At 71.3% G+C, this 16,774-nt stretch carries 12 protein-coding genes; 6 read left to right on the top strand and 6 right to left on the bottom strand.

What is annotated here, in order from left to right; all coding sequences use genetic code 11:
- Window positions 1-114: 114 nt before the first annotated feature.
- Window positions 115-2,934 (bottom strand): TIM-barrel domain-containing protein, encoded by a 2,820-nt coding sequence (locus ACWGKU_RS02845; RefSeq protein WP_452181053.1) that lies wholly within the window; start codon window positions 2,932-2,934, stop codon window positions 115-117.
- Between the two features lie 361 nt (window positions 2,935-3,295).
- Between ACWGKU_RS02845 and nagA the strand changes: the two genes are divergently transcribed.
- Window positions 3,296-4,465, top strand: coding sequence for an N-acetylglucosamine-6-phosphate deacetylase (gene nagA / locus ACWGKU_RS02840; RefSeq protein WP_452191326.1), 1,170 nt, complete (start codon window positions 3,296-3,298; stop codon window positions 4,463-4,465).
- 147 nt (window positions 4,466-4,612) lie between these two features.
- Here nagA and ACWGKU_RS02835 read toward each other — a convergent pair whose 3' ends face one another.
- From ACWGKU_RS02835 to ACWGKU_RS02815, 5 genes are all read right to left on the bottom strand, one after another.
- Window positions 4,613-6,367 (bottom strand): ricin-type beta-trefoil lectin domain protein, encoded by a 1,755-nt coding sequence (locus ACWGKU_RS02835; RefSeq protein WP_452180916.1) that lies wholly within the window; start codon window positions 6,365-6,367, stop codon window positions 4,613-4,615.
- A 393-nt stretch (window positions 6,368-6,760) separates the two neighbouring features.
- Window positions 6,761-7,603 (bottom strand): class II fructose-bisphosphate aldolase, encoded by an 843-nt coding sequence (locus ACWGKU_RS02830; protein WP_401048643.1) that lies wholly within the window; start codon window positions 7,601-7,603, stop codon window positions 6,761-6,763.
- Window positions 7,594-8,535, bottom strand: coding sequence for a 1-phosphofructokinase family hexose kinase (locus tag ACWGKU_RS02825; RefSeq protein ID WP_401048642.1), 942 nt, complete (start codon window positions 8,533-8,535; stop codon window positions 7,594-7,596). The genes ACWGKU_RS02830 and ACWGKU_RS02825 overlap by 10 nt, the downstream gene beginning before the upstream one ends.
- Complete coding sequence (locus ACWGKU_RS02820; protein WP_401048640.1) at window positions 8,532-9,443, bottom strand: ROK family protein; 912 nt, start codon at window positions 9,441-9,443, stop codon at window positions 8,532-8,534. The genes ACWGKU_RS02825 and ACWGKU_RS02820 overlap by 4 nt, the downstream gene beginning before the upstream one ends.
- Complete coding sequence (locus ACWGKU_RS02815; protein WP_452180917.1) at window positions 9,440-10,312, bottom strand: SIS domain-containing protein; 873 nt, start codon at window positions 10,310-10,312, stop codon at window positions 9,440-9,442. The genes ACWGKU_RS02820 and ACWGKU_RS02815 overlap by 4 nt, the downstream gene beginning before the upstream one ends.
- A 447-nt stretch (window positions 10,313-10,759) precedes the next feature.
- Between ACWGKU_RS02815 and ACWGKU_RS02810 the strand changes: the two genes are divergently transcribed.
- The 5 genes from ACWGKU_RS02810 to ACWGKU_RS02790 all read left to right on the top strand — a co-directional run bounded on the left by ACWGKU_RS02810 (window position 10,760) and on the right by ACWGKU_RS02790 (window position 16,517).
- Window positions 10,760-12,019, top strand: coding sequence for an ABC transporter substrate-binding protein (locus ACWGKU_RS02810; protein WP_452180918.1), 1,260 nt, complete (start codon window positions 10,760-10,762; stop codon window positions 12,017-12,019).
- A 29-nt stretch (window positions 12,020-12,048) separates the two neighbouring features.
- Window positions 12,049-13,005 (top strand): carbohydrate ABC transporter permease, encoded by a 957-nt coding sequence (locus tag ACWGKU_RS02805; protein ID WP_452191322.1) that lies wholly within the window; start codon window positions 12,049-12,051, stop codon window positions 13,003-13,005.
- Window positions 13,005-13,853, top strand: a complete 849-nt coding sequence (locus tag ACWGKU_RS02800; protein ID WP_401049532.1) for a carbohydrate ABC transporter permease — start codon at window positions 13,005-13,007, stop codon at window positions 13,851-13,853. Before ACWGKU_RS02805 ends, ACWGKU_RS02800 begins: the two co-directional genes overlap by 1 nt.
- Before the next feature lie 313 nt (window positions 13,854-14,166).
- Window positions 14,167-15,309 carry a ricin-type beta-trefoil lectin domain protein gene (locus ACWGKU_RS02795; protein WP_452180482.1) on the top strand — a complete coding sequence of 381 codons (1,143 nt, stop codon included), beginning with the start codon at window positions 14,167-14,169 and terminating at the stop codon, window positions 15,307-15,309.
- 236 nt (window positions 15,310-15,545) lie between these two features.
- Window positions 15,546-16,517, top strand: a complete 972-nt coding sequence (locus tag ACWGKU_RS02790; protein ID WP_452180481.1) for a helix-turn-helix domain-containing protein — start codon at window positions 15,546-15,548, stop codon at window positions 16,515-16,517.
- Window positions 16,518-16,774 lie beyond the last annotated feature (257 nt).

The raw sequence follows: 16,774 nt of genomic DNA, 5'->3' as shown, positions 1-16,774 counted from the left end.
GCGGACGCCCCCCCCAAAGAGGGGGGGGGCCCGCCGGGCCCGGCGCGCCGCCGGCCCGGCCCGGGGCCGGGGCCCCCCGGTGCCGCCGTGGCCCCCGCCCACGGAGTGGGGCGCCTACGGCGCCGGTACTCCGGTCGCGCCGAGTTCCGCGGCACTGGTCCACGGGCCGCGGTCGCCGGCTTCGCTCAGGGCGCGGAGCCTCAGGTACCGGCCGGACACGGCGGGGAAGGACGTCGTCTTCGGTGACGCGGTGTCCGCCCAGGTGCCGGTGGCCGCCGGGGTGCCCCAGGACGTGGGCGAGTCGGACACGTAGACCTCGTACTGTCCGATGCGACCGTTGGCGCCGCCGTCCTGGCGGGGCAGGTACCGGAAGGAGTCGACGGCGTAGCGGGCGCCGAGGTCGATCCGGATCTCGTGCGGCAGCGGGGCCGGGGTGCCGGAGGACCAGGCGGTGTGCCAGATGGTGCCGGTGTCGCCGTCGATGGCGTTGGCGGCGGCACTGTTCTCGGCGGAGGTCTCCTGGCTGTCCGCGGAGATCAGCTTCCAGGTGGTCCTGTCCAGGACGGGCGAGCCGCCGGCGTCGGTGGCGGGAGTGGGCAGGGTGGCGCCGGCCAGGGTGACGGTGAACGCCCCGGACCGGTTGCCGGCCTTGACCCACAGGACGCCGCCCCGGTCGGCGGGGTCGAAGTACCAGCCGGTCTCCGCGGCGTCGTACGCCGCCTTGGAGGAGACCTGGGCCAGCGACGTGGAGCCGAGGGACACGGTGGTGGGCGCGCCGGCGAGGTGGACGTTGAGCTCGTAGCCGCGGCTGTCCGGCTTGCCGGCGTAGGAGCCCACGCTCGCACCGACGTTCACGGTGACGGTACCGGTGCCGGAGTTCGGCGCGTCCACGGTGACCTGCTGCCTCGCCGAGGCACCGCTCTGGTAGGCGCGCGTCGCGCCGTCGTCCTCGTACAGGCCGAACTGCGACTTCCCGGCCGGGTACAGGTCGTAGGTGAGCGTGGAGACCGGCTTCTCGCCGGAGTAGTTCATCTGCGGCCACATCGGGACGATGCCGCCGCCCTTGACGAACACCGGCGTCTCGTCGAGCGGCGCGGCGTAGCCGTTGAGCGTGGTCGGGCCCTGGTAGACCTTGCCGGTCCAGTAGTCGGTCCACGTCCCGGCGGGCAGGTAGATGCCGTCCCGGGTGGTACCGCTGGAGGTCATCGGCGCGACCAGGAAGGAGTCGCCGGCCATGAACTCGCCGGAGGTCGCGTTGCCCTGCGCCACCGGGTCGTTCGGGTATTCGAGCACCAGGGCGCGGGTCGAGGGCACACCGGTGGTGCTGGCGGCCTGGCTCATGGTGTACATGTACGGCATCAGCCGCATCTTGGTCTGCAGGGCCTTGCGGTTGGCGGACAGGTACGGCTCGGAGAACCGCCAGGGCTGCTTGTCCTGGTAGCCCGCCTGCGGGTTGGTGGCGCCCCAGCCGGACATCGTCATGAACGCCGGGGTGAAGGCCTTCCACTGGAGGTCGCGGGTGTAGGTCTCCGGGCTGCCGCCGAAGATGCCGTCCACGTCGCCGGAGGCGTAGTTGAGGCCGGACAGGCCGGCGCCGACGACCGCGGGGACGGTCCAGTCCATGGTGGGCCAGTCGCCGTTGGTGTCGCCGGTCCAGACGACGGCGTTGCGCTGGGTGCCGGCCCAGCCGTCGACGGTCCACACGAAGCGGCGGGCGTCCGAGTTCTTCTCGATCCCGGCCACGGCCTGGTTGACCCCGTCGAAGGCGTACTTGTAGCCGCCGCCGATCCAGGCCACGTCGGTCTTGACGCCGCGCGAACCGTCCGCGCCGACCTCGGTGGCGATGTCGCTCAGGCCGGTCGAGGTCCACAGGCCGGTGTGGAAGCCGAGCCCCTGGAGGTCGCCGACGGTCTGCTTGAGGTCGGTGTAGCCGCAGCCGTAGCCGTCGTTGGGCAGGATCCAGCCGGAGGGCATGTCCGCGTTCCGGGCGTCCCGCGCGTAACCGACCACGTCGGGCGTGGTCTGGTGGCGGGCCCGGGTGTGGTCGCCGTTGTAGGCGGGGTTGGAGGCGTTGAAGCAGTCGGCGTTGCCCAGTTCGAGTCCCCACATCGGGGCCAGGAACGGCTTGCCGGTCACGTCGGTGTAGGCGCCCAGCACGCCCTTGAGCGAGTCGGCGACGAAGTAGTACGCGTCGAAGCGGTTCTCATTCTCGGTCGTGGCGACCGGGTCGGTGAACGCGTACGAGCCGGGTGCCCAGGTGTTGCGCAGCACGCCGTAGCCGTTGGAGGACATGTAGAAGGGCGCCGGGCTGGCGTTGGTGTTCCGCTTCCAGGTGTTGTCGACCGAGATCGGCACCGTCATGTCCCGCAGTGCCCACGGGCCCAGTCGCAGGCCGGTGCCGTAGAACTGCTCGGTCGCGCCGCGGGCGAGGTGCTGGGTGGTCTGGGTTCCGGTCCAGGAGGTCGGCGAGGACTCCTGCCACAGGAGCGTGCCGTCGGGCCGGTAGGCGGCGAAGGCCAGCGACTTCTTGGCGGCCCGCAGGGTGACCGAGCCGGTGGCGATCTCGTAGGAGGCACCGCGGTCGGCGGTGTGGACGGTGGGGGTGCCGAACGAGGTGTTCAGGGCGATGTCGGCGCCCGCCGGGTCGGTGAACCTGCCGTCGGGCGCGAGCTGGATCCGGAAGATGTCTGCGCGGACGAACACCACCCGCACCGCCGCGCCGGAGGATGTGGCGATGGTCGCGGTCGCACCGGTATGGCTGAAGCGTGTGATCCGGCCGGCGGTGCTCGATGCGGCCGTCGCACCGGGAGCCACGCCGACCAGGACCGTGGACAGGACGGCCACCACCACGGCGGCGGGCAGGGGGCGATGGCGGAGGACGCGGCTGACCGCGCGGGTCAGCCGACTTCTGACGGTGCCGCTCGATGGAGGCATGGGGGTCCCTCTCGGGTCGGGGGTCAGGGGCAGGGCAGAGCGAGACCTGCACACGGATTGCACCGGCTATGCTCGCTCATGTCAATGAGTCGCGCATTTCAATCAGAAATGAGCACCCTGCTGCCGCACAGGGTCACATCGGCGACGAACCCGCCCTCGGGCCGGAGCGGGCGGGCCACCTCCGCCACCCTGGCGGTCCGTCCCACGCCGAGGTGGCAACGGGTGTCGGCGGGCCGGACCATCGGTCGGCGCGCGGCGTTCCACCGGGGCGTCTGACGTCGCCTCGACCATCACGTTTACAACTGACTACACTTTGGACCATTCAAGCAATTTCAAGCAGTTATGGAGAGACAACGTGAGCGTGGCGGACCGCATCGCTCTGGCCGGCGCCCGGCTGGTCCTGCCCGGCGGCGTCGTCGACGGCGACCGCCTCGCCGTCGAGGGCGAGCGCATCGCCGGCCTCGGCGGCGACACCGAACCCGGCGACCTCGACCTGACCGGGTACACCGTCGTCCCCGGCTTCGTCGACCTGCACGTCCACGGCGGCGGCGGCGCCTCCTACGCCTCCGGCATCGCCGAGGAGGCGCTGCTGGCCGCCCGGACCCACCTGGAACACGGCACCACCACCACGATCGCCTCCACCGTCACCGGCGAGATCGACGAGGTCGCCCGCCAGGCGCACGTCCTCTCCGAACTCGTCGAGGACGGCGTCCTGGCCGGCATCCACTTCGAGGGCCCGTTCATCTCCCACAACCGCTGCGGCGCCCACCGCCCCGACCTGCTGCGCGACCCCGACCCCGCCCTGGTCCGCAAGCTCGTCGACGCTGCCCGCGGCCACGCCAGGATGGTCACCCTCGCCCCCGAGCTGCCCGGCGGCCTGGACTCGGTACGGATGCTCACCGACCTCGGCGTGATCGCCGCCGTCGGCCACACCGACTCCGACTACGCCACCACCCTGGAGGCGATCGAGGCCGGCGCCACCGTCGCCACCCACCTGTTCAACGCCATGCCCGGCATCGCCCACCGCGCCCCCGGCCCGATCGTGGCCCTGCTGGAGGACGAACGGGTCACCGTCGAACTGATCAACGACGGCGTGCACCTGCACCCCTCCGTCCTCGACCTCGCCTACGGCACCGCCGGCGCGAACCGGGTCGCCCTGATCACCGACGCGATGGGCGCCGCCGGCATGGGCGACGGCCTCTACCCCCTCGGCCCCCTCCAGGTCCAGGTCAAGGACGGCGTCGCCATGCTCCCCGACGGCAGCTCCATCGCCGGGTCCACGCTGACCCTGGACCGGGTGTTCCGAAGAGCCCTCACCGTCGGGAGGCTGACGCTCGGCCAGGCCGTGGAGTCGCTGTCCGCCACCCCGGCCCGGCTGCTCGGCCTGAGCGACTCGATCGGCTCGCTGGAGACCGGCAAGCTCGCCGACCTCGTCGTCGTCGACTCCGGGACCTACGACCTCGTCGCCGTCATGCGCCGCGGCCGCTGGGTGCTCGGCGGCGAGACGTTCCGGCCCGTGAAGGCCGACTGAGCACTCATGCGGTACCTGCTCGCGATGGCGGCGTCGCCGGTGGGGAGCGCGGTGGGAAGGCGGTGCGACGGTGCACGCGCCCCGGGGCCGACCCCGCTGACGGCCGGGTCGCCGCCCGCCTCGACGGCGGACGGCGACCACAGGTCATCAGACGGGCAGGACCCAGATCTGGTTGGCCTGGTTGACCTCGCTCACGCCGCAGCCGTCGACGATGATCGGGGTGGCGTCCGTGGTGTCGGACGCGTAGTCGTCCACGCACAGGTTCAGGCCGGTGTTCTGCAGGTAGCCGTTGCGCTGGTAGGCCCATTGCTCACTGGCGCGCCCGTCGCAGGGGTTCAGCACGGCCCAGTAGCCCACATGGCGGCTGTCGTCGCTCCGGTAGACGGCGTCGAGGCAGCCTCCGAGGGTGCGGACGGTGCCGTCGCCCGGCATCGTCCAGCGTTGGTTGGCACCGCCGTGGCAGCCGTAGAGGGTGACGGGGTTGTCCGGGCCCGTGCCTGCGTACGCGTCGTCCAGGCACTTCCCACCGATGCCGGCGATCTGTCCGGTGGGCTGCTGGCCCGTACAGCCCGCACCGGGGGTCACGCGGAAGATCGCGGTGCCGTGCGCGGGGACGGAGGTGCTGATCGTGCCGGTGCTGGAGGACCTCGTTCCGGTCCACAGGTCCTTGACGCCGGCCGAGCACCCGTCGCCCTGGAAGCCGACGGCATCGAGCGTGGTGCCGGCCGTGATCGCGCCGGTTCCGCGGTTGAGCAGGGCGACGGCCCGGTCCCCGTTGGCCAGCGGGCGGGAGAGGACGTCGACGGTGCCGTTCCGGGAGACGACGCCCGTCTGCTTGCCGAGCGGGTCCTGGTCGATCGCGATGATGTCCGTGTTGGACAGCGTCGCCAGTGACGCGGCGGAGAGGTTGGGGATGTCGGTACTGAGGATCAGGGGCGAGGCCATCATCGACCACAGCGCGAACTGGCTGCGCGACTCCTCGTCGGTGAGCGCGTCACCGGTGATGAGGAAGTCCGGGTCGTTCCAGCTGCCGGGGCCCGAGTAGCGCGCGAGCTGCGAGTTGTACCCGTACTGGGTCATCACTCCTGCCTGGTTGCCGTCGTGGCTCCAGGCGTTGTGGGAGGAGTGGTACATCTTGACGTCGTAGCCCTCGCGCCAGAGCTGGCCGCTCCGACTCGCCTGGTCGATGACCGTGTACCAGTCGGCGAGGTCGGACCGGCCGATGTAGAAGTAGGCGGGCGAGGATTCGGAGAAGACCATGTCGCGACCGCTGGCGTTGGCCTTCATGGCGGCGCCGAAGTCCTTGTACGCCTGGCTGTAGCCGGCCGCGGTGTTCGCCGAGGCCGGCATGTTGCAGCCGTCGAGCTTGATGTAGTCCACGCCCCAGGACGCGAAGAGGTTCGCGTCCTGCTGGAGATGGTTCCAGCTGCCGGGGTAGCCGCCGCAGGTGTCGGTGCCGATGTCCTCGTAGAGGCCGAACTTGAGTCCCTTGGCGTGCAGTTGCCTGCCGAGCCAGGCCATGCCGTGCGGGAAGACCGTCGGGTCGGCGACGAGGTTGCCGGTCGCGTCGCGCGAGGCGGCCATCCAGCAGTCGTCCACGGTGACCGTGTCGTACCCCTTGGCCGCCAACTTCTTGTCGACCAGGGCTTTGGCCTGGGCCAGGATCAGTTTCTCGCTCACCCCCGCATCACCGGGGTTGGGGTTGTCGGCGCGGCAGCCGAACCGTGCCCAGTTGTTGAAGCCCATCGGCGGCGTCACGGCCAGTGCGTTGCCGTTCGGGCTGGTGGCGGTGGGCGACGCGACGGCAACACTCGGAGCGAGGAAGGAGCCGGTCGACGCAGCGATCGCGGCGATGACCGCGGTGACGGATCGCCTGTGTCGGCGGTAGGAAGCAAGTGCCATGAGCCATGTACTCCTGACTGGTTGTCGCGGAACCGGCACCCGGTCGCTCACCTGCTCGCGCGCACCTCCCTGTCGGCCGTCGGAGGGGCCGACGGGCCGCTCGGCGTAGCGCGCGGTACGGGCAAGTCCGCTCCGGATGCGGTGAAGTGACGGTCCGAGGCGCGGTCCTCGCCGTCTTCGGGTGACGCCGATGAGATGTCCGGCAGGCCTACGCCTGCGCCGACCAGTGCAGTGCACCGTGGCTGATGTTGTCAATATATGCGCTTAATGCAGCTTGATTAATCACTATCAAGCATCTTCGTCCATCTTTTGAGCATGAAGGTAGGGCAACATCGGGCAGTGCGACGCCGAGGCCCGCCGTGTGTCGGGAGGGGCCTCGGCGCGTCACCGTCCTCAGGCCCCCGGCGCCTTGAGGACGCGCAGCAGGCGGGAGACCTCCGCCGCCACGGCCGTCCGGCCGGAGCCCAGGTAACGGCGGGTATCGACGAGCTCCGGGTTGTCTTCGAGGGCGCGCCGCACGGCGCCGGTGAAGACCTGGTTGAGGTGGGTGGCGATGTTGACCTTGGTCATACCGTGCTCGACGGCGCGGGTCAGGTGCTCGTCGGCCACGCCGGATGAGCCGTGCAGGACCAGCGGGACCGGTACGGCCGCGCGCAGTTCGGCGATCAGGTCGAAGTCGAGGACGGCGTCGCGAGTGAGCATGGCGTGGGAGGTCCCGACGGCCACCGCGAGGGCGTCGACGCCGGTCGCGGCGACGAAGGCGGCGGCCTCGGCGGGAACGGTCCGCGCACCGGGGGCGTGCACGCCGTCCTTGCCGCCGACCTCGCCGAGCTCGGCCTCCACCCACACGCCTGCCGCATGGCAGCGGGCGACGACCTCGGCGGTGGCGCGGACGTTCTCCTCGTAGGGCAGCACGGAGGCGTCGAACATGACCGAGGAGAAGCCGAGTTCGACGGCCTCGGTCACCAGGTCCGCCGAGGTCGCGTGGTCGAGGTGGACCGCGACCGGCACCGAGGCGGTGCGGGCCGTGGCGAGCACGGCGGAGGCTATCGGGGCCAGCTGCCCGTGGTAGCGGATCGCGTTCTCGCTCAGCTGCAGGACCACCGGGGCACCGGCCGCCTCGGCGCCCGCCACGATGGCCTGGGCGTGTTCGAGCTGGATGACGTTGAAGGCGCCCACCCCGCGTGCGGAGTCCGCCGCGGGGGTGACGATGGCGCCGGTTCCGGTCAAGGGCATCGGGGGCTCCTCTGAGAGTGCAGGGGGTGGACGTCCACCAGCGGTCGCAGGCGGCGGTGGACGTCGGGGTCGAAGTCGCCGGCCAACGGGGCGCGCACGGCGGCGGCGGACAGGGCCACCGCCTCGGCCAGCCGCTCCGGCCAGGGGGTGGCGTCGACCAGGCCGAGCGTCAAGGCGGCCACCGCGGCGTCTCCCGCTCCGGTGGGGTTTCCGGCCAGGTGATCCGGCGGCCTGGCCCGCCAACTCGCCTGCGGCGTCACGGCGATGAGGCCGTCGGGGCCGAGTGAGGCGACCACCGCCCCGGCTCCGCCGTCGACCAGCGCACCGGCCGCGGCGACCGGGTCCGTCAGGCCGGATGCGGCGGCGAGTTCGTCGGCGTTCGGCTTGACCAGGTCGGGGCCGGCCGCCAGCGCGGCCCGCAGCGCGGCACCGTCCGCGTCGACCACTGACGGGACTCGGTGTGCGCGGGCCAGCCGCACCAGTCGGCCGTACGCGTCCTCGGGCACGCCCGGCGGCAGGCTGCCGGAGAACACCACCGCCGACGCCCGGGGCAGGAGGCCGTCGAGGTGGTCGAGCAGCCGGGCCCAGTCCTCGGTCGAGATCGCCGGGCCCGGTTCGAGCAGGATGGTGGTGTCCCCGGCGCTCTCGTCCACCACCGCCACCGTGCGGCGGGTCTCCCCGGCGATCGGCAGCAGGCGTTCGGGCAGGCGGGCGGCGGCGAGGTCGCGCCGCAGCGTCGCGCCGGCGGTTCCCCCGGCGAAGCCGGTGACCACGGTCTCGTGGCCGAGGGCGTGCAGCACCCGGGACACGTTGACCCCCTTGCCACCGGCCCGCTCGGCCGTCGACCGGACGCGGTTGCTCCCGCGCGGGCGCAACCGGTCGAGCCGATAGGTGACATCGAGCGCGGCGTTGAGCGTGACGGTCAGGATCACCGGCCGGCCTTCCGATGCAGCAGGTCGAGCGCCAGCAGGGCGGCACCCTGACAGCCGGCCTCGTGGCCGAGTTCGGCGGGGAGGACCTGCGGCAGTGTCTGGAAGGTGAGCCGCTCGGCCACCGCTGCGCGCAAGGGTGTGAAGTACGGCTCGCCGGCCCTGGCGAGGCCACCGCCGATCACGATGCGCTCGGGGTCCAGCAGCGTGATCGCGGCGGCCAGCCCGTCCGCCAGCGCCTCGATCGCCTCGTTCCAGACCGTGACGGCGGCCTGGTCCCCGGCGGCGGCGCGCTCGCCGACGTCCTTGGCGGTGACCCCGCCCTCCCCGGTGGCGGCGGTGTAGCGGCGGGCGATGGCGGCCGCCGAGGCGACGGTCTCCAGGCAGCCCCGGCCGCCACAGGGGCAGGCCGGCCCGCCGGGCCGGACCACCAGGTGGCCGAGCTCCCCGGCCCGCACGTGGCTACCGGTCACCGCCCGGCCGTCGGACATGACGGCTGCCGCGATGCCGGTGCCGACCGGGACGAACAGGAAGTCCCGGCTGCCGCGTCCCGCGCCGATCCGTGCTTCGGCCAGGCCGCCGGCCCGGACGTCGTGGCCCAGTGCCACCGGGACGCCCAGCTCCTCGGCGAGCCAGTCCCGGACCGGCAGTCGGCGCCAGCCGAGGTTGGCCGCCAGGACCGAGGTTCCTGACGACTCGTCGACGATGCCGGGCACCGCGATGCCCGCCGCCGCCGGGCGGTGCCGGTCGGCCAGTTCGCGGGCCGCCGCCAGCACCGTCTCCAGCACCGCGTCCGGGCCGCGCTCGGCTCCGGTGAACCAGCGGTCGCTCTCCCGCAGGATGCCGCCCTCGTCGGCCGTGCCGCCCTTGATGTAGGTGCCGCCGACATCGAGGGCGATCACTCTGGTCACGGCTGGGCCAGGACGATCGAGCGGGTCAGGTTGCGCGGCTGGTCGGGGTCCAGTCCGTCGGCCTTGGCCAGCTCCACGGCGAGGCGCTGGGCGCGTACCAGGTCGGCCAGTGGGTCGAGGGTGGTCACCGAGGTGACGGCGCCGATGCCCTGCACCTGCTCCAGCAGTCCGGTCGGCGGCTCGCCGAAGAACCAGACCACCCGGCCGGGGGCGGCGATGCTGATCGGGCCGTGCCGGTACTCCATCGCGGGGTAGGACTCGGTCCAGGCTCCGGAGGCCTCGCGGAGCTTGAGCGCCGCCTCGTTGGCGAGGCCGACTGTCCAGCCGGTGCCGACGAAGGTGAACTGGCCTGCGCTGACGGCGCCTTCGGGCAGCTCCTCGGTCAGCGCCCGCTCTGCCTGCTCGGCAAGGTCGGCCGGGGCCAGGTCCAGGTGGCCGCGCAGCAGGGCGAGCGCCGTGGTGGCGAAGCGGGTCTGCACCACCGACTTCTCGTCGGCGAACTCCAGGTCCACGACGGTGTTCGCGGCCGTGCTGATCGGCGTGTCGAGGTCGCCGGTGAGCGCCACGCTCGGGATGTGCTGGGCCCGGGCGAGGGCGGCGAGCACCTCGGTCGTCGTCCCGGAGCGACTGATGGCGACCAGCCGGTCATAGCCGCGGGCGGCCGGGAACTCCGAGGCCGCGAACGCGTCGGTCTCCCCGAGCCCGGCAGCCTCGCGCAACGACGCGTACGCCTGCGCGATGTACAGGGACGTTCCGCAGCCGATCACGGCCACCCGCTCACCCCGCTCCGGGAGCCCAGCGGGCTCCAGCTCCAGCACCCTGCTCCAGCACTGCGGCTGACTGGCGATCTCCCGCTCGACATGACTCATTCAGGACTCTCCTCGGTAGGGGCTCGGGGGCGGTGCTCGGGCTTCGGTCCGTCCCGACGTTCGCTCAGACTGGCGAGCCACAATGCTTGAAACTGATCTATTCATAGCCCAATACGTCATCTATGAGCAACGCTGGTGGCCAGCCGCCTTCGCTCTCCGTCGGTGCCACTTCGCCACATGGCCGCGCGCCGTCGATACGGTCTTCGATCGATTGAGCAGTTTCAGTCACATGTCAAGCAGCTTCAGGGGGCCGGGTTGCCTCAACTCCGACTGCAACGCTTCGGTAACGCGGCTAGCCCGCCAGGAAGGCGGCGGTGCACACTCTGGTGACACTGATGCTCGATATTGACCAAATATCGCGCGCACAGCGCACCTTCGCGCAAACTGCACGATCCCCCACCAGGGCCGCCGCTGGGGCCGGCCCCAGCTACAAAGGCGGTATCAGAGATGAAGCGGCGTCTGCTCTCCTTGTCGGCGGCCACGGTGGCCGGAGCGCTCGCGCTGTCGGGGTGCAGCAAGGGATCGAATTCCGGTTCGACCTCCGCCGACGGCGTCACCACGATCAAGTTCGTCGCGGCCGACTACGGCTCCAACGGACAGAACCCGACCCAGGCGTACTGGCAGGGGGTGATCTCCGCCTTCGAGCAGCAGAACCCCAAAATCAAGGTCGACCTCCAGGTCATCAACTGGAACGACATCGACACCCAGGTCAAGACGATGGTGCAGAACGGCAACCAGCCGGACATCCTGCAGACCGGCGGCTACGCCGACTTCGCCAAGAACGGCCAGCTCTACCCGGCCCAGGAGGTCCTCTCCGCCGCCACCACGGCGGACCTCCTCCCCGCGATGGCCCGGGCCGGCGAACAGGACGGCACCCAGTACGGCATCCCGTTCATCTCCAGCGCCCGGATGTTCCTGATCAACAACGCCCTCTTCAGGAAGGCCGGCCTCGACCCGGCCAACCCGCCCAAGACCTGGGCCGACCTCACCGCGGCCGCCACCGCCATGAAGAACGCCGGCGTGGAGATCCCGCTCGGCGTACCGCTGGGCAGGGAGGAGGCCCAGGGCGAGGCGTTCATCTGGATGCTGGAGAACCACGGCGGCTACCAGGACGCCAAGGGCCAGTACGTCATCAACTCGCAGGCCAACATCGACACCTTCACCCAGCTCAAGAGCTGGGTGGACGCCGGTCTGACCGAGCAGAGCCCGGCCTCCGTCAACCGCACCGACCTGGCCAAGGACTTCGCCTCGGGCAAGGTCGGCATGCTCAACGGCATCCCCACCCAGCTGAACGACGTCAAGGACATGGACGTCACCTGGACGGCGCTGCCCGGCAAGGACGGCTCCTCCCAGGCCACCCTCGGCGTCGCCGACTGGGTGATGGCCTTCAAGAAGAGCGGCCACAAGGACCAGATCAAGGCCTTCCTCGACTTCGCCTACAGCAAGGACAACACGGTGAAGTTCGACAAGGAGTACAACCTGCTGCCGGTCACCCGGTCCGCGCTCACCGCTCTCCAGGCCGACCCGGACGAGAAGGCGCTCGCGCCGTTCCTGCAGATCCTGCCCACCGCCACCTTCTACCCGCTCAGCGACCCGACCTGGCCCGCCGTCTCCGCACAGGTCAAGACCCAGATCGGCAGCGCGGCCAGCGACCCGAAGAAGGCCCTCGACGCGCTCCAGCAGGCCGCCCGGCAGGCCGGCGAGTGACCGGCGCGACCGCAAAGGGAACCCCCACCGTGTCTTCTCGCAGCACCACGGACGGCCGGCCGGGTGCCCCCCCCCGGCCGGCCGCGCCGAAGGCGGGCCGGCCGGGAGGGCGCCGTTCCCTCTTCTCCCGGCTCGGGGCACTGCCCTGGCTGGCCCCTGCCGTCGTGCTCATCCTGGGCGTGGTCGTGTGGCCGGTCATCGAGATGGTCACCACCTCGCTCCGCAGGATCGACACCACGGGCACGGACCACGGCCCGGCCGGACTGGTCAAGTACCACAAACTCTTCAGTGACCCCCGGCTGCCCGGCGTCCTCACCTGGACCGTGGTGTGGACGGTCGCCGTCGTCGGCCTGACCATGCTGATCTCGCTCGCACTGGCCCAGTTGTTCAACCAGAACTTCCCCGGCCGCCGCCTCACCCGTTGGGCGCTCATCGCCCCCTGGGCGGCCTCCGTGCTGATGACCGCGATCGGCTTCCGCTGGATGCTCGACCAGGTCGCCGGCGTGCTCAACCGCCTGCTGCTCGACCTCGGCCTGATCGACCACCCCCAGGCATGGCTCGGCGACGCCGCCCACGCCAGACCCTGGCTGGTCTTCGTCGCCGTCTTCGTCTCACTGCCGTTCACCACCTACACCCTGCTGGCCGGACTGCAGACCATCCCCGGAGAGGTCTACGAGGCCGCCCGGGTCGACGGCGCCACCCCCTGGCAGACCTACCGCAAGGTCACCCTGCCGCTGCTGCGCCCCGCCTTCCTGGTCGGCCTGGTGATCAACCTGATCAACGTCTTCAACTCGTTCCCCGTCATCTGGGGCATGACCCAGGGCGGCCCGAACGCCGACACCGCCACCACCACCGTGTTCATGTACATGCTGCGCGGCTACGACGTCGCCGAGTCCGCCGCCATGTCCGTCGTCAACTTCGCCGTCGTGATCCTCATGGTGATCGTCTTCCTCAAGGTCAGCCGCTGGAACGGGGAGGAGAGCTGATGACCACCCTTCAGTTGCCGCCGACGGCACGCCGTCCGCGCGCCCGCACCGTCCTCTTCACCACGCTGGCCTGGGCACTCGCCGCACTCTTCCTGCTGCCCTACGTCGAGATGCTGATAACCGCCGGCCGCCCGGCCGACCAGCTGCGCGACAACTCCTACCTGCCGACGGGCTCCGACTGGTCCGCGTTCACCAAGGTCTGGACCGACACCACGCTCGGCCAGAACCTCCAGGTCACCCTGCTGGTGGCCGGCGGCTCCACCCTGCTGGTGCTCCTGGTCGCCCTGCCCGCCGCGTACTACACCGCCCGGGTGCGCTTCCGCGGCCGCAAGGCCTTCCTGCTGCTCGTGCTGGTCACCCAGATGTTCCAGCCCACCGCCCTCCAGGTCGGCCTCTACCGCGAGTTCTACGCGCTCGACCTGCTGGACACCCCCATCGTCCTGGTGCTCGCCAACGCCGCCTTCAACCTCGCCTTCGCGATCTGGATCCTCAGCGCCTACATCGGCTCCATCCCGATGGAGCTGGAGGAAGCCGCGATGATCGACGGCAACAGCCGGATCGGCGCGCTCTTCCGCGTCACCCTGCCGCTCGCCCTGCCGGGCGTGGTCACCGCCGTGATCTTCACCTTCATCTCGGCCTGGAACGAATTCATCATGGGCCTGACCCTCACCAACTCACCCGACCGGCAACCGCTCACCGTCGGCATCAACAACATGATCGGCGCCTACAACGTGCAGTGGAACCACGTGTTCGCCGCCTCGCTGGTGGCCATCATCCCGGTCGTCATCCTCTTCGCCGTGATCGAACGACACGTCGTCTCCGGACTCACCGCCGGCTCCGTCAAGTAACGCGGCGCGTGGTTCCCACGTGACGCACCATCATCACCCGATGGGCGGGACAGCCTCCCTGGAGACGCTCCCGCCCATCGGCGTCTCAAAAGGTGGATCCCCGGCATCGGGCCAACCCTCGGAGGAACCGACCGTGATCATGCAGAAGCTGTTCCCGAGTGTCCGAAAGCGGAGGCGAACGACGGGCGGGCCCACGGCCGCCGTGATGGCAGCCGCTGTCTCGCTCGTATGCTCCGCCGCCGGACCCGCCGCCGCCACCCCCTCCACGACGGACTCCGCCGCGCTCCCGCGCCCGGACCACGTGGTCATCGTGATGATGGAGAACGAGGACTACGGCGACGTCATCGGCAACACCGCCCAGGCCCCGTACATCAACTCCCTTGCGCAGACGGGTGCGTCGTTCAGCGACGCGCACGGCGAGTGGCACCCCAGCCTGCCGAACTACTACGCCCTCCTGTCCGGCTCCACCCATGGGCTGACCAACAGCACTCCCCCGCCACCCGGTTCGGTCGACGGGGACAACCTGCCCAACGAGCTGATCCAGCACGGCCTGGGCTTCGCCGACTACTCCGACGAAGCCACCCCCGCCGCCTGGCTGCGCTTCGCCGACCTGCCGGGCACCGCCACCGCCCCCAACCCGGTCGACAAGTGGCTGACCTGCCCGTCCCCGACCGCCGGCCAGGACTGCGGCTTCCCCGCCGCAGCCGCCGGCTACGCCGCCCTGCCCGCCGTCACCTTCGCGCACGGCAACGAGCACGAGTCCATGCACGACGGCAGCATCCCGGGCGGCGACACCTGGGTCAAGAACGTCTTCGGCGGCTACGCGGAGTGGGCCAAGACCCACAACAGCCTGCTGATCGTCACGTGGGACGAGGACAACTTCACCTCCGCCAACCACATGCCCACCGTCTTCTACGGCGCGAACGTCCACCCGGGCAGCTACAGCGAGACGATCAACCACTACAGCATGCTCCGCACCGTCGAGGACATGTACGGCCTGCCTCACCTGGGTGACGAAGCCGACGTGGCACCCATCCTCGACGTCTGGGGCCGCACCACCTTCGGCACCGGAAGCGGCCCCGGCCCGGTGACCGGCCTGAACAACTGGTGCCTGGACGACAGGAACGGCTCCACCGCCGACTTCACCCCGGTCACCCTCGCCGCCTGCACCGGCGGCGCCGGCCAGAACTGGACACTGCCCGGCGACGGCACGGTGCGGGCCCTCGGCGCGTGCCTGGACGTCCTGCACAGCGGCACCGCCGACGGCACCGTCGTCCAGCTCTACCACTGCAACGGCGGCGGCGCCCAGCAGTGGGTCGCCCGCGCCGACGGCACCCTGATGAACCCCCAGTCCGGCAAGTGCCTGGACGACCCCGGCTACAGCCTCGGCAGCCCCCAGCTGATCATCTGGGACTGCAAGGCCGGCGACAACCAGAAGTGGCACCTCCCGGCGTAGGCCCGGGGCAGCGGCGGAGGCGGCGGCACACCCATGTCGCCGCCGCCCCTCGTGACGATCACCCGGCACGACCGTGGCGGTACGGGCAGCGCGGGCGCGGACGCCGTCGCCCTCGGTTCCGCCCTGGCGCTGCCGGGTGCAGGCCGCCTGACACCCCGCCAAAGTCGACCCGCCGGCGGCGGAAGGACGACGGTTTCGCTCGCCGCATCCGGTCGGCCCATGAGACGATCGAGGATATGTATTCGCTCAATGGTATAGGTATAAACGATACGGCCGAGAACACCTACCTCCTCCTCGTCGAGCGCGGCCCGCTGCCCCGTGCCGAACTGGCAGGCGCCCTGCGGGTGACCTCGCACGCCATGAACATGGCCGTCGGCGAACTGACCGGCCTCGGCCTGGTCGAACCGGACGGCACACGGCTGATCGCCCGACCCCCGCGCGCCGCGCTGGACGTCGTGGTGGACAAGCGCACCAAGGAACTCGCCGCCCTGCACGACGGCGTCGAGGAACTGTCCCGCTTCTGGCGCGACCACCACCACGCCGACGGAGCCGACTACATCGAAGTCGCCCGGACGGAGGCGGCCCGCAGCGCACTGGTCCGGCGGCTCTACGACGAGGCCACCGAACGGGTGCGCGGCCTGACCATCGGCTTCACCGGCCGATCCGCACAACCCAACGTGCTGGCCCCCGGCTGCCGGGAGGCGCTGACCCGCGGCGTCACGTGCACGGTCGTCTACGGGTCCCGGGTGCTGCGGGACGGGGCCGCCCGGCAGGCCGTCCGGACCTCCGTCGGCCTCGGGGAACGGGCCCGCGTCTTTCCCGAGGTCCCGCTGAACATGGGCATCTGCGACGACCGGTTCGCCCTCGTGTGCCCCCCGGCCGGCGACTGGGACCGTCGGCACCACATCGTCGTGCGGAGATCGGACCTCCTCGACTCGCTGATCGGCGTGTTCGAGTCGTTCTGGCAGATCGCCGTCCCGCTGCCGGCCGCCGTCGAGGCGGCGGACGACGCCGGGACGGCTCCCGGAGTCGAGAGCCGGCAGCTGCTCACCTACCTCAGTGGCGGTCTGACCGACGAGTCGATCGCCCGCGAGATCGGTGTCAGCGAGCGGACGGTGGCCCGCCGCATCACCCGCCTCCAGGAGCTCCTCGGCGCGCGGACGCGGTTCCAGCTCGGCGTCCAGGCCAGCCGTCGCGGCTGGCTCTGAGGAGCCGAGCCGTGCGGTACCCCGCGGCGGGCGACGACCGGCCTGATACCGCGCTTCCACAGCGGCCGGCGGTACGGGCCGCCGCCGTCGGTGGGTCTCGTCGCGCTGGACCCGCACGTCCGCGGCCCGGGTGCGCGGCCGTGGCGCGGCGGGGGGGGGGGGGGGGGGCGCCCCGCCCCCGGCCCCCCGGCCCGGGGGGGGGCGCGGGGGCGGGCGGCCGGGGGGGAGGGGGTGGGGGCCGGGGGGCCGGGGGGGTA

Source organism: Kitasatospora sp. NPDC054768, assembly GCF_053612025.1.
The sequence above is the reverse complement of the archived record's forward strand: the minus strand, read 5'-3'. Positions and strand labels throughout refer to the sequence as shown.